Source organism: Streptomyces sp. NBC_00448, from assembly GCF_036014115.1.
Lineage (GTDB): Bacteria > Actinomycetota > Actinomycetes > Streptomycetales > Streptomycetaceae > Actinacidiphila.
On the sequence record NZ_CP107913.1, the window covers coordinates 2,973,508 to 2,986,138 of the forward strand.

Genomic DNA, 12,631 nt, shown 5'->3' on the forward strand with positions numbered 1-12,631 from the left:
CGTCCCCCGTCACAACTCCCCCTCCCCGCCTACCGCCACAGCGGCCACCGACCCGCCCGAGTCCACGGACGGCGCCGCGAACAGGGCGCGGTAGGCCGGGTCCTGCCAGAGGGTGCGGTGGGGGGCGAGGGCGCGCAGCCGGCCGGAGTCGAGCCAGGCGACGAGGTCGGCGCGGGCGGCCGTGGCGGCGCGGTGGGTGGTGAGCAGGCGGGTGCGGCCGAGCGGGTCGTGCAGCAGCGAGTGGGCGACGTGGAGTTCGGTGACGGTGTCGAGGCTCGACGTGGCGTCGTCGAGCACAAGGAGCCGGCCGCCGTGCGCGAAAGCCCTTGCCAGACCGAGGCGTTGGACCTCACCGCCGGACAGGGGGGCGGCGGCGCGCGGGGTGGCGTAGCCGTCGGGCAGCCGCCGCAGGAAGCCGTCGGCGCCGGCCGCGCGGGCGGCGCCGGTGACCGTCTCGGGCGTCAACTCCCTCGGCCCGAAGGCGATCGCGTCGGCGAGGGTGTCGCCGAGCAGGACGGGCCGCTCGAAGGCGTAGCCGACGGCGTCGCGCAGTTCGAGCCGGCTGAGGGTGGACAGCGGGCGGCCATCGAGCAGGACGACGCCCTCGTCGGGGTCGGTGAGCCGTCCGGCAAGCGCGGCCAGCACGGACTTGCCCGCGCCGGACGGCCCGACGACGGCGACGCAACTGCCGCCGGGCACGGTGAGGTCGAGCCGGTCCAGGACGGTCTCGCCGCCGCGGGTGACGGTGACGCCCCGCACTTCGAGCGTGCCGGGGCCGTCCTGCGGCAGCCGGGCCGTGCCGTGGGCGGGCGCGGGCACCGCGAGCACGCCGGCGATCCGGCGGGCGGCGGCCCGGCCGCGGACGAGGGCGCCCAACTGCCCGACCACCGCGCCGATTCCGGTGGCGAGCAGCGCGTAGCGGGATGCGGCGAGCAGCCCTCCGACGGTCAACGCACCCTGGGCCAGCCGCAGTCCGCCGACCGCGAGGACGAGGATCTGCAGCAGCGGCACGAGGACGGCCGCCTGCGCGGTGGCCCGGCCCTGGACCCGCCACATCCGGTGTCCCTGGGCGCTGAGTTCGGGCAGCGGCCGCAGCACCCGGGCGGTCTCACGCTCCTCGGTGCGGGCGGCGGCGATGGTGCGGGCGCCGCCGATCGCCTCGACCAGGCGGGCGGCGATCCGGCCCTGGGCGTCCTGGTAGCGGGCGACGCTGTCGGAGGAGGCGCGGGCGAAGCGGTGGACGAGCAGCGCCAGCGGCGGGGCGCCGAGCAGGAAGGCCGCCGCCAGCCACGGGTCGGTCAGGAAGAGGGCGACGATGCCGCCGAGCGGGGTGCCGATGGCGGCGGGCAGCGTCGCGGCGGCGGCGGGCACGCCGCCCGCGTCGGCCGCGTTGCCGACCAGCCGGGTCACCAGGTCGCCGCCGCCGGTCACCCGGGCGGCCAGCACGTGGCGTACCGCCCGGCGCCGTACCGCCGCGGTGACCCGGGCGCCGGAGACGGCCGCGAGCACGTCGCTCGCGGCGCCCACCAGCACCTGACCGGCGACGACCGCGGCGCACCCCCAGACCCAGCGCCCGCCGCCCCGCCCGCGCAGCACCTGGTCCACGGCGTGCCCGAGCGCGGTCGGCAGCAGCAGGCCGAGCCCGACGGACAGCCCGGCGAGCACCGCGACCGCGCAGACGGCGGCCCGGCTGCCGCGGGTCGCGGGCCGCACCACGCGGGGCGGCGGCGTCGCGTCAGGGTCGGCCATGCGTTCCTCCTCCGGCGGACGGCGGCGTGCGGGTGAACGGGGGCCAAGGCGGGGGCGAAGGCGGGTGCCAAGGCGAAGGCGGGGACGGGCGCGGGGGCGGGCATGCCGGGGCCCCGCCCCCGGGTGCGGGGGGCGGGGCTTGGTCACCGGTCGAACCGCCGTGACGTCACAGGCAGATGAGGAAGCTCACCGTGCTGACGCAGCTCAGCAGGCTCAACGAGCTGGCGTTCTCGCCGCCGTGTCCGTGCTCGGCGGGCTCCATGTCCTGAAGGTCGAGAAGGGCCATGTCAGGTGTTTCCTTTCCATTGGTGTCGCCGAGGAATTCGGCAGGGTGAGGCACGGCCCGGGTCGCTGCCCGGACCGGTTCGTGGGGCCCGCGTTCAGGACGCGGGCGGTGGGGGGAGGAACGGCAGCCGGGGCGTGGGGTGTTGGCCCGCGTTGGCGGCGCCGAGGGCGAGCAGGCAGCCCGCCGTGCCGGTGCCGAGGTCCATGGACAGCCGCATCATCTGGTTGCCGGGGAAGGCGAGTTCGCCGCGGTAGGCCATGCCGTACCAGCCGAGCGCGTCGATCTGCGCGGCGAGCGCGCCGTCGGGGACGCCCGGTGCGGTGGTGCGGGCCAGGTGCAGGATCATCCCGGCCCGGCCGACGAAGAGCCCGGGCTGCGCGTACAGCCGTGCGGTGGCCGCCCGGACGATGCCGGTCCTGGCCTGCTCGAAGCGCGCGGTGGCCGCCTCGTCGAGGTCGCCGGAGCCGGCCAGGCCGAGCAGGTCGTCGAGGACCAGTCCGATGCCGGCGCTGCCGGCGCCGAGGTACGGCATGGTGCGCCAGCCCTCGTCGACTTCGAGGCTTCCGCTCGCGGTGACCACGCAGGAGTCGAGGTCGAGGGCGAGCGCGCGGGCCGCGTGGCCGAGCAGCGCGGGCAGGCCGGTGCGCTCGTACAGCCGCAGGAAGAGCAGGGCGGGGCCGGTGGCGCCGCGCATCAGGCCGGCCCGGCGCGGGGGGCCGCCCCGCTGCGAGCCCTGCTGAGCCTGCTGGGCCTGCGAGCCCTGCTGGGCCTGTTGCGGCAGCAACCCTGACCCCTGTGCCCGTTGCGCCTGTTCGAGCTGCTCGGCTTCGGCGGCGATCCGTCCGGCGACGATCCCGGCGGCCTCCAACGCCCGCTCGCGCAGGTCGGTTTCGCCGGTGGCATGGGCGAGGTGGTCGAGCACCAGGCCGATTCCGGCCAGGCCGCCGCTGAGGTCGGACGACAGGCGCTGCCAGTTCTCGCCGAGCAGGGAGCGGACCAGGGCGAGGGCGCGTTCGGTGTGGCCGAGCCGTTCGAGGACGTACGCGATGCCGGCGACGCCGTCGTACAGGCCCAGCGGGGTGCCGTTCGGCAGGTGAGCGGTGCGGGCCAGCAGCCACTGCTCGCCCTCGTCGTAGCGGGGCAGGCCGACCTGGTCGAAGGCGTGCAGCACGCCGGCGGCGCCGTGGGCGATGCCGAGGCCGCCGCCGTCGGAGAACTGCGCGATGTCGCCCGGGAAGAGGCGGTCCTCGCGGTCGGGGGTGGCGGAGCCGAGGATCGCCGCGGCCATGGAGTCGCGTGCGGTGATCCAGTCGCGCGGCTCGGCGGGCAGGTAGCGGCGCGGCGGTCCCGGGCGGGTGCCCGCGGGCAGGCCGCTCCCGCCGAGGTCACCGGAGGCGCGCCGGGAGCCGGCGGCGCCGGACGGTTCCGCGCGGCCGGCGCCGGCGCCGCGCTCGGGCTCCCCCACCTGCACGTGCAGGTCGGGCGAGGGTGAACTCGCGCGGAGGTCGGTGCCGTTGACCGGCCGGGCGCCCACCGCTCCCCCGAGGCCGGCCACTCCGCCGGGTCCCGCGCCGTCCACGGCGGCGCTCCGGGTGCCCGCCGCGTCCTCGGCGGTCCTCGTGATCTCGGCCACCGCCTCCTCCAGGTACCAGTCCGGCACCGGGAACTCGCGGCCGATCACCTCCGCCAGATGCGCGGCCTTGCCGCGGTCGATGGCGAACAGCGTGGTGACCGGGAGGAACAGGGCCAACCGCAGGCAGGCGAGGGCGTAGTGGTCGACGGCGGTGCCGCGGCGGTCGGGTGGCGCGACGAAGCCGGGGTGGGCCACGGCCTGGCGGCCGTTGTCGGTGGCGCGCGCGGCGGCCTCGAAGTCCAGCAGGGACACCGTCTCGTCGTCGGGCGCCACCATGATGTTGAACATGTGCAGATCGTTGAAGACGACCCCGCGCGAGTGCACCGCGGCCACCGCCTCCTCGACGCCGGCGTGGATGCGCAGCGCCCAGCGGGTGAAGTCGGCGACGTCGGCCGGGTCGGGGTCGGGGCGCAGCAGCGGATGGCGGTGCGCGAAGTAGGAGTTGAGCGGCTTGCCCTCGACGAAGTCCATCACCAGGAAGCGGTGGTCGCCCACGGTGAACCAGTCGCGCATCTCGGGGGCGACGCCGAGCCCGGACAGCCGCCGCAGCGCGTCGCGTTCGCGGCGCAGCCGGGTGACGGCGTCGGCCCCGTCGGAGGCCAGCCCGGCGTGCGGGCGGCCCTCCTTGAGCACGACCTTCTCGCCGGTACGGGTGTCGGTGCCGGCGTAGACACCGCCGCCGTTGGAGAAGTGCAGGGCCTTCTCGATGCGGTACGGCAGGTCGCCGACGGTGGTGGCGTTGCGCGCGGCCAGCTCCGGGGCGAGGAAGTCCGGCAGGGTGATCCAGTCGGGCACGTGGAAGGCCGGCGACCGGTCGTCGGGCACCAGCCGCCCCTCGCCGTCCTCGACCGCCGGCACCAGCGTGCCGCGCCCGCCGACGCAGTACCGCTTGGCGAAGGCGCCGTAGCGCACGTAGAGCGGGCCCTGCCGCCAGCGCAGATCGGTGAGGATGTACGGTCCCGGTTCGCCGTCGAGCAGCGCCCCGAGCTCGTCGAGCACCACCCGCAGCGCTTCCTCGTCGGCCGGGTAGATCGTGACGAACTTCCCGGAGGTGTCGCGGCCGGCGTACTTGGAGTTGCGCAGGTGCAGCAGTTGCGGCCCGGGCACGAACTTGAATGGGATGTTCCGCGGCACGCAGTAGTCCCAGACCTTCGCGGCCACCTTGTCGGCGCACTCCAGGGTGGCCGAGGCGTGCACCTTCCAGCCCTGCGCGGGGTAGGCCCGCTCACCGGCCGGCGGATCGAGGTGCAGCCAGTCGCCGTTGCGGACGGTGTGCCAGCCGTCGGGGACGGGGCGCCGCGCGGTGTCGAAGAGCGGTACGCCGGCGGTGCCCGGGCCGGCGCCGGAGCCGTTCGCGGAACCGGACCCGTTCCCGTTCGCGGCCCCGTTCCCGTTCCCGGTCGTCGCGGACAGCCGGTCCAGGCTCTCGTAGAAGTGCGGGTCGGTGAGGCAGAAGACCTCGTAGCGGTTGTCCATCGATCCCCCCTTTTCGCGGTGACGGGACCGAGATTGGCACGGGAGCGGAATCGGGAGAAGTCACCGTTGTCACCTCATCGCCATGCGGAACGCATATGTCGGACAGCCGGATCACATGACCTACGGCCGCCACCGTGCGTTCCCTCGCGGACGCCCTCGGTGTTCGCCCAGCGTGAACGCGCCTTCTCGTCCGACCCTTCCGCCGCATTGATCAGCCCCGCCACAGGGGCGTCAGGGCCGCTTCCGTTACCGGCACACCCGCCCAACGCAGCACTTCAGCAAGGGAGTTGACTGTGCGGGAGCAACATCACCGAGGCATTATGGGGCAATAGTGCACCACTGCAACATTGTCGCCGAAATTTCCAGAAACGATCTGGACCCCGCGAGAGCGGAACGGCACACTCGGAACCAGAACCAAGAAGGGACACCATGCCGCTCAGAAGCACCGCGACCGCCCGTCAGGAGCGCCTAGGCGCGGAGCTGAGGAAGATGCGGGAAGCCGCGGGGATCACCGCCCGCGACACCGCGCGGCTGCTCGGCACCGACCCGGCGAAAGTCAGTCACATCGAGGCGGGTCGGCTCGGTGTCAGCGAGGAGCGGTTACGACGTCTCGCCGCGTTCTACGAATGCGGAGACGCCGCGCTGATCGACGCCCTCGTCGGCATGGCCAACGGCCATGGCCGCAAGGGCTGGTGGGAGGCGTACCGCGGGGTGGTGCCGGCCGGCATGCTCGACATCTCCGAGATGGAGCACTACGCCGTCCACCTGCGCCCGCTCCAGGTCAGCCACATCCCCGGACTGCTCCAGACCGAGGCGTACGCCAGGGCCGTGGTCGGCCACGCGGTCCCCCCGCTGCCCGCCAACGAGTTGGAGGCGTGGGTCGCCCACCGGATGGAACGCGCCAACGTCCTGCACCGCGAGGCCGCTCCGCCGTACGAAGCACTGGTCCACGAGGCGGCGTTGCGGATGCGGTTCGGCGGGGCGAAGGTGGCGAAGGCCCAACTGGAACACATCCAGGAGCTGAGCCGGCTGCCGCAGATAAGCGTCCGGGTCATTCCGTTCGCCTCCGAGGGCCACGTCGGCTCCAGCCACGCGATGCTCTACGCGAGCGGGACCGTCCCCCAGCTGGACACCGTGCAGATCGACTCCGCACACGGGGTGATCCTGCTGCACGCGGCCACGCAACTCGCCAACTACCTCAACCGGTTCGAGATCCTCACGAAGGTGGCGCTGGACCGGGAAAAGTCGCGCGACTTCATGCACTCCATCTCCCGAGACCTCTGAACCTCTGAAAGGGCCCTCATCCCATGACCGCGCCCCTGGCTTGGCAGAAGTCCACGTACTCGCAAGACAGCGGGGACTGTGTCGAGTTGACCGCCCACGGGGGCGCGGTCCTCCTCCGCGAGAGCGACAATCCGACCGTGGTGCTGACCACCACACGCAAGGACCTGGCACGGTTCCTGCGCTTCCTCAAAACCGCGCCGACCTCGACGGCCTCGGTGGCCGGACCCGCCCGGGTGCAGCGTTCCGTGGGGTGAGGACCACCTGCGGGTGCGATGCCGCCCGCGCGGTTCCCCGCGCCCCTGACCGGGGTGCGGGGAAAGGGCCGCGTCGAGTGCGGGGCGGGCCGGCTACGCGAAGTCGAGCAACTTGCGGGTCATGTCGCGGTAGTGGGTGAGGGCGATCCGCAACTCCTCGGTGTCCGGCTCCGATACGCCGTGCACGCTCGCCCGCAGCGACTCGCGGCGCTGCTCCAGCATGCGGGTGAGCCGCTGGGCCGCCTCGTCGAGCACGGTCTCGGCCTCGCGTACGGCGCCCCTCGGGTCGTCCACGAAGCCGCCCACGGCGTGCTCCATCCGCTCGCTCAGACCGCCGTCGCCGGCGGGAGTGGCGGGGGCAGCGGGAGTGGCCGCGGTCGCGGGGCGCTCCGGCTCGGTCGGCCGGTCAGGCGCGGTCCGCCCGGTCGGCTCTGCCGGCGGGCTCGCGGGGGGCGGCCCGGCCTCGTCGGGCACCGTCTCGCTCCGCTCTGCGCCCGTACCGGTGACGGTCGCGGTCCCGGTCGTGGTCCGGGCGTCGCGCTTCTCGTACTTCCCGGTCGCGTTCCTGCCCTCGTTCCCGCTCGTCGTCTCGTCCGCGTCGTCGGTCTTGATCTCGGTCTCGGTCCCGGTACGGCCGTGCGGGGTGTTCGGCGTCATCGTCTTCGCCTCCAGGTGTGCGGAAAGGTCGTGGGTGCCGGCGGTCGCGGGGTCATGCCTCGCCGCGGCCGGGGTCGTCGCTCTTGCGGGTGCTGCCGGTGAGCGCGGCGAAGCGGCCCCCGAGCGTGTGGTGCCCGCGGTCGGTCTCACGTACGTCGTCGTCGCCTGCGGCGGACTCGGCGGGCTCGGCGGACTCAGCGGTCCTGGCGGGGCCGGCGGTCGCCGCGGGTTCCCGGGGCTCCGCGGTCGGCTCGGGTGCGTCCGGAACCTGCGCGGGGCGCGCGACCGCGGACGTACCGCCGTCGGCTCCGGTCAGCTCGTCGAAGAGCCCCCGTGCGCCGATCAGCGACTGGCGCAGGTCCTCCGTGGCGCCCTCGCCGCCCGCGCTGGCGTGCTCGGCCAGCGCGTGGGCACGGCGGTAGCCCTGGAGCCGGGTGCCGTGGTGGACGGACAGCGCGTCGAAGTGCTCGGGCGAACCGGCGGCCGGGAAGCCCCGGTTCGCGGCGACCTGGCCGACGAGCCGGTCGGCCGCGCCCAGCGCCCCCGCGGGGTCCTCGACGAACTGCGCCTGCACGGCCTGCCAGCGCTGCGCGTACTGCGCGCGGTCGGCCTCGGACAGCGGCCGCCGGTCGAGGTCGCCGTACCGCTTGACGCGGTCCGCCAACTCCTTGTCGGTCGCCTTGGTGTCGCCCTCGTGCCGGGCGAGCACCCGGTCGTACTCGGGTCCGAACCGGTGCTTGAGACGGCCGGTGCCGGGTGTGCCGCCGTACCTGCTCCATACGGCGACGACAGCGATCACTACGAGGACTGCCACCACGATCGCGATGACGGCTCCTGTCGACATGTCGGGCCTCCCTTCCCTCGCGGGCTCGCCTTGCCCGCGTCACCACCCGCAAACCCGGGCCGCCCGGCGGCGGGGAAGGAAGGAGGAAAGGACGGAGGAAGGGAAGGAGGGGCTGTGGGAAGGGGATTCAGAGCACCCGGTGCGCGTGCGCCGGCCGTTCGGGCCGCTCCGGCCGGTCATGGTCACCGCCGCTCAACTCCCCGCTCAACTTCGTCAGCAGCGCGGCGAGTTCGCTGTGCCGGGACGGGTCCCAGTCGCCGAGCAGGTCGGCCAGGACGTTGCGGCGGGCCTCGCCGAGCCGGGCCGCCATGGCCTTCCCGGACTCGGTGAGCCGCAGGGGGTTGCCGTCGCGGACGGCGAACCCGCGGGTCTCGGCCTCGACCGCGGACCGTTCGATCATCGCGCTCGGCACCGTGGCGTGCTCGGCCAGCTCCACCGGGTCGGCCTCGCCCTGGTGCGCGATTCTCAGCAGCAGCCAGCTGGTGGCCGGATGGATGTCGGCGCCGGCCTTGTCGGTGACACGGATGTACAGGTCCCGTTTGGTCTCCCGGTTGCCCAGCACCGACAGGCAGCGGGCGATCTCGTCGAGCGAGGAGCGCTCCACCGGGTTGGTGCCGAACGTCTCGTTGGCGTCCGGCGCCGTGACCGACCCGCGCAGCGGCTGCTCCCTCAGCAGCCAGGCCAGCACGAAGCCGAGCAGCGCGACCGGCACCGCCCACAGGAAGACGGTGGTGATGGACTGCGAATAGGCGTGCAGCACCGGCGCCTTGATGGCACTCGGCAATCCGGCGATGGCCGTCGGGTCGGCCTGGAGCGTGGCCGGATCGAAGCCGGCCGGCACCCGCACCCCGCGCAGCGCGGAACCCAGCTTGTCCGAGAGCTGGTTGGTGAAGACGGTGCCGAACACCGAGACGCCGAAGGACGCGCCGATGGAGCGGAAGAAGGTGGTGCCGGAGGTGGCGGAACCCAGGTCCTCGTAGCCGACCGCGTTCTGCACCGCGAGCACCAGCACCTGCATCACCAGGCCGAGGCCGAACCCGAAGACGAAGAAGTACAGGCTCATCACCCAGGTCGCGGTGAACTCGTCGAGCTGGTGCAGCAGGATCAGCCCGACCGCGGTGATGGCGGTGCCGAGGATCGGGAAGACCTTGTAGCGGCCGGTGCGGCTGATGATCTGCCCGGAGCCGGTGGAGGCGAGCAGCAGCCCGATCACCATCGGGATCATGTGGACGCCGGAGAGCGTCGGCGAGTAGCCGTGCACGACCTGGAGGAAGGTCGGCAGGTAGGTCATCGCGCCGAACATCGCGAAGCCGATGATGAAGGAGATGCCCGAGCAGATGACGAAGGTGCGCACCTTGAACAGCCCCGGCGGCAGCACCGGCTCCTGCGCGCGCCGCTCGATCATGACGAACACCGCGACCAGCGCGACCCCGACCACCGCCAGCGCGATGATGCCGGGCGAGCTCCACGCCAGGGTGGTGCCGCCGAGCGAGGTGACCAGCACCAGGCAGGTCGCGGCCGCGGCCACCACCGCCATGCCGGCGTAGTCGATGCGGTGCGCGGTGCGGCGTACCGGGATGTGCAGCACCGCGGCGATCACGGCGAGCGCCACGATGCCGATCGGCAGGTTGATGTAGAACACCCAGCGCCAGGAGAGCTGTTCGGTGAACACCCCGCCCAGCAGCGGCCCGAGCACGCTCGCGGCGCCGAACACCCCGCCGAACACGCCCTGGTAGCGGCCGCGGTCGCGGGGCGGCACGATGTCGCCGACGATCGCCATGGACAGCGCGATCAACCCGCCGCCGCCCAGCCCCTGCAACGCCCGGAACGCGATCAACTCGCCCATGCTCTGCGAGATCCCGCACAGCGCCGAGCCGATCAGGAAGATCACGATCACGGACTGGAACAGCCGCTTGCGGCCGTACATGTCACCGAGCTTGCCCCACAGTGGAGTTGCCGCGGTGGACGCCAGCAGGTAGGCGGTCACGACCCATGACAGGTGGTCGATGCCGCCGAGGTCGCTGACGATCGTGGGCAGCGCGGTCGACACGATGGTCTGGTCGAGCGCGGCCAGCAGCAGGCCGAGGGCGAGCGCGGCGATCGCGATCCGTACCGCGCGCTTGTCCTGCTGCTCGCCCGGTGCCGCCGCCGGTGCCGCGGCGGTGCTGGTGTCCTGGGCCATGTGGCAGCTCCTCGCCTCGTCTCCCCGAGGGCCAGAAACTCATATTCCCACCCTTTGTACGGTTATGGCCTGCGGAACCGGTCACCACTACCGCCGGGCGCTGTGCCGGAGGCGTGTCGGATCGGCATAATCACCGGAGAATTCGCGCGCACCGTGTGAACGGATCGTGCGGACCCGGGTACGAACGGCGGGAGGGGACCCAGTGGCGCCGGAGCAGCCGAGCGGACAGGACGGCCGGGACGACCGGCCGGACCCGTCGCACCGGCCGTACGCGTACGCCCAGGGCGACCGCGCCGCGAGGGGTGACGGCATGACCGAGGACCGTATCGGGGGCGCCCGCGCGGACGGCGTCCCGACCGCCGCCGACGGCACGGGGCCCACCAGCCCCGGCACGGGCGCCGAGGACGACGCGGGCGGGATACGGGCCGCCGAGCGGTCCGCGCAGCGCGCGGCGGCCGTGGCGGCCGTGGAGGGCTTCCACCCGCTGCGGCTGCGCCCCTACGTCACCGATCCGCACGGCGACGCGGCCGGCGAGAGCACCGTACGGCGGCTGATCGACACCGACCCGCCCGGCCCGGTGGACGACGACGGGCCCGCCGTCGCCGACCTGGGCCTGTTCCCCGCCACGTACGCGGGTGTGGAGTACGCCGAGGCCCCGCACGACGGGGGGCACGACGCGGCCCACGCGCACGCCGTGGCGGCCGCCCGGGGCCGGCACCGGCGGCGCAAGCGCGGCATCGTGGTGGCGGCAGCAGCGGTCGCCGCGTCCGCGCTGGCCGCGGGCGCCGTGGCGGTCAGCGGCCAGATCGGCCAGGAGCAGGGCAGCACCGACCGGGCGCTGCCCGACCAGTCCTCGTCGATGCCGGACGTGGTGCTGCCGACGGACGCCACGCAGTCCACCGCGTCGTCGGCCCCGGCCATGGCCGACCCCAGCGCCCCGAGCGCCACGACCACCACGACCCGCGCGGCGAGCCCGTCGGCCACCCCCTCGACGTCGGCCACCACGCCGCCGGCCACCGACAGCACCACGCCGGCCGGCTCGGGCGGCACATCGGCCCACGTCGCCGGGTCCACCTCGGCCGCGCCCGGCACCCCCGCGGCCCCCTCGGACCCCGCCACCGGCTCGGGCACCGACACCTCCACGCCGCCCGCGAGCGACGCCTCGTCCGCCGCCACGCAGGTGCTCCAGCTCGGCGACTCCGGCCCGGCCGTCGCCGACCTCCAGCGCCGGCTGAGCGAGGTGTGGGTCTACGCGGGGCCGATCAACGGCGTCTTCAACAGCCAGACGCGTCTGGCGGTGGCCACCTTCCAGGTCTGGTACTGGGTCACCGACGCGGCCGACGGCAGCCACGACGGCGTGTACGGGCCCAAGACCCGCGCCGCCCTCGAACGCCAGACGCAGGGCGACTCGTAGGACGAGCGGAACGCCGGCCCGGGGCGCCGGACGAGGGCACCCGGTGGCCGGCGGGCCAGGCCGGTTCCCCGGCGCTACGGCCGCCCCGGCGCGGTTCCCGCGGGCTCCACGTACTGGAGCAGGCCCCACGTGAAGTGCGCGATCACCCGGCCCCCGGTCAGCGGGTCGGAGAGCGCCAGCCGGGCCCGGGACGGCGCGTCGGGCGGCAGCGGCGCCGCCGGCGGGAAGGCGCGGGCCGCGTCGTCCACGGTGCACGACCACGGCGCCAGGTCCGCGACGGCCGCCGGGCGCGGCGGCTCCGCCCCGGGCGCGCGCACCAGCCACTCGTTGACGACCGCCCCGGCGCCGCCTCCCCCCGGGCCGGGCAGCGTGACCACCTCGAACCGCAGGTCGGGCCAGAGCGGCACGGGCCACAGCGCCGCCCGCAGCTCCAGATCCCCGGCCCGCTGCCCCCTGACGTCCTCCGGCGGCCCGAGCGCCGTACGGTAGCGGGCCTCGCCGCGCGGGAACGTGCGGCTGTGCAGCCGCGCCTGCCATCGGCGGTTCGCCTCGCGCAGATCGGTGTGGTTCACGCCCAGCGTGCGCAGCGCGTCGTCGACCAGGCCCGGCTGGTGGTCGGCCATCCGTCGCAGCAGCACGAGCTGGAACTGGAGCGGCCCGAAGGGTTCCGTGGGCATGCGGCGAGTCTAGGGCGGTCGGGGTGGGGGCTGGCGCAGCGGCCACATCTTTTGTATCGTGATGGAACAAAGTGGTTCCGCCCGCTACCCCTGACCGGCGGGCGGGACCACGGAGTACGGAGTTACCGCCGGGGGCGGCCGCCACGGCACCAGACGAGGCGGCCGCCCCCGCACC

The 12,631-nt window shown here is 74.3% G+C and carries 10 protein-coding genes; 3 read left to right on the forward strand and 7 right to left on the reverse strand.

Annotated features, from left to right (window positions below):
* Nucleotides 1–9: 9 nt before the first annotated feature.
* The 3 genes from OG370_RS12545 to lanKC all read right to left on the reverse strand — a co-directional run bounded on the left by OG370_RS12545 (nucleotide 10) and on the right by lanKC (nucleotide 5,144).
* Entirely contained in the window at nucleotides 10–1,749 is a 1,740-nt protein-coding gene (locus OG370_RS12545; protein ID WP_328463574.1) for an ABC transporter ATP-binding protein, read from the reverse strand.
* A 166-nt stretch (nucleotides 1,750–1,915) separates the two neighbouring features.
* Complete coding sequence (locus OG370_RS12550; protein WP_328463576.1) at nucleotides 1,916–2,035, reverse strand: SapB/AmfS family lanthipeptide; 120 nt, start codon at nucleotides 2,033–2,035, stop codon at nucleotides 1,916–1,918.
* Nucleotides 2,036–2,129: 94 nt separating this feature from the next.
* Complete coding sequence (lanKC, locus tag OG370_RS12555) at nucleotides 2,130–5,144, reverse strand: class III lanthionine synthetase LanKC (RefSeq protein ID WP_328463578.1); 3,015 nt, start codon at nucleotides 5,142–5,144, stop codon at nucleotides 2,130–2,132.
* Nucleotides 5,145–5,573: 429 nt separating this feature from the next.
* Here lanKC and OG370_RS12560 point away from each other — a divergent pair, with 429 nt between their 5' ends.
* Nucleotides 5,574–6,428 carry a helix-turn-helix domain-containing protein gene (locus tag OG370_RS12560; RefSeq protein ID WP_328463581.1) on the forward strand — a complete coding sequence of 285 codons (855 nt, stop codon included), beginning with the start codon at nucleotides 5,574–5,576 and terminating at the stop codon, nucleotides 6,426–6,428.
* A gap of 23 nt (nucleotides 6,429–6,451) precedes the next feature.
* A complete protein-coding gene (locus tag OG370_RS12565) occupies nucleotides 6,452–6,682 on the forward strand; it encodes a DUF397 domain-containing protein (protein WP_328463583.1) in 231 nt (76 codons plus the stop codon).
* A 93-nt stretch (nucleotides 6,683–6,775) separates the two neighbouring features.
* Here the strand turns inward: OG370_RS12565 and OG370_RS12570 are convergent, their stop codons facing one another.
* The 3 genes from OG370_RS12570 to OG370_RS12580 form a co-directional block, all read right to left on the reverse strand.
* Nucleotides 6,776–7,339 carry a hypothetical protein gene (locus tag OG370_RS12570; RefSeq protein ID WP_328463585.1) on the reverse strand — a complete coding sequence of 188 codons (564 nt, stop codon included), beginning with the start codon at nucleotides 7,337–7,339 and terminating at the stop codon, nucleotides 6,776–6,778.
* A gap of 52 nt (nucleotides 7,340–7,391) precedes the next feature.
* Nucleotides 7,392–8,183 carry a hypothetical protein gene (locus OG370_RS12575; RefSeq protein WP_328463587.1) on the reverse strand — a complete coding sequence of 264 codons (792 nt, stop codon included), beginning with the start codon at nucleotides 8,181–8,183 and terminating at the stop codon, nucleotides 7,392–7,394.
* Between the two features lie 127 nt (nucleotides 8,184–8,310).
* The gene (locus OG370_RS12580) at nucleotides 8,311–10,365 is read right to left on the reverse strand and encodes an MFS transporter (RefSeq protein ID WP_328463589.1); all 2,055 of its coding nucleotides are present in this window, start codon (nucleotides 10,363–10,365) and stop codon (nucleotides 8,311–8,313) included.
* 202 nt (nucleotides 10,366–10,567) lie between these two features.
* Here OG370_RS12580 and OG370_RS12585 point away from each other — a divergent pair, with 202 nt between their 5' ends.
* On the forward strand, nucleotides 10,568–11,779 hold the full coding sequence (locus OG370_RS12585; protein WP_328463591.1) for a peptidoglycan-binding domain-containing protein: 1,212 nt from the start codon (nucleotides 10,568–10,570) through the stop codon (nucleotides 11,777–11,779).
* Nucleotides 11,780–11,853: 74 nt separating this feature from the next.
* Here the strand turns inward: OG370_RS12585 and OG370_RS12590 are convergent, their stop codons facing one another.
* On the reverse strand, nucleotides 11,854–12,456 hold the full coding sequence (locus OG370_RS12590) for a hypothetical protein (protein WP_328463593.1): 603 nt from the start codon (nucleotides 12,454–12,456) through the stop codon (nucleotides 11,854–11,856).
* Nucleotides 12,457–12,631: the final 175 nt, after the last annotated feature.

Excerpts from the sequence above, each read along its gene's own strand:
- OG370_RS12570 (WP_328463585.1), bottom strand. The coding sequence starts at position 7,339 with ATGACGCCGAACACCCCGCACGGCCGTACCGGGACCGAGACCGAGATC.
- OG370_RS12545 (WP_328463574.1), bottom strand. The coding sequence starts at position 1,749 with ATGGCCGACCCTGACGCGACGCCGCCGCCCCGCGTGGTGCGGCCCGCG.
- lanKC (WP_328463578.1), bottom strand. The coding sequence starts at position 5,144 with ATGGACAACCGCTACGAGGTCTTCTGCCTCACCGACCCGCACTTCTAC.
- OG370_RS12575 (WP_328463587.1), bottom strand. The coding sequence starts at position 8,183 with ATGTCGACAGGAGCCGTCATCGCGATCGTGGTGGCAGTCCTCGTAGTG.
- OG370_RS12550 (WP_328463576.1), bottom strand. The coding sequence starts at position 2,035 with ATGGCCCTTCTCGACCTTCAGGACATGGAGCCCGCCGAGCACGGACAC.
- OG370_RS12565 (WP_328463583.1), top strand. The coding sequence starts at position 6,452 with ATGACCGCGCCCCTGGCTTGGCAGAAGTCCACGTACTCGCAAGACAGC.
- OG370_RS12590 (WP_328463593.1), bottom strand. The coding sequence starts at position 12,456 with ATGCCCACGGAACCCTTCGGGCCGCTCCAGTTCCAGCTCGTGCTGCTG.
- OG370_RS12580 (WP_328463589.1), bottom strand. The coding sequence starts at position 10,365 with ATGGCCCAGGACACCAGCACCGCCGCGGCACCGGCGGCGGCACCGGGC.
- OG370_RS12560 (WP_328463581.1), top strand. The coding sequence starts at position 5,574 with ATGCCGCTCAGAAGCACCGCGACCGCCCGTCAGGAGCGCCTAGGCGCG.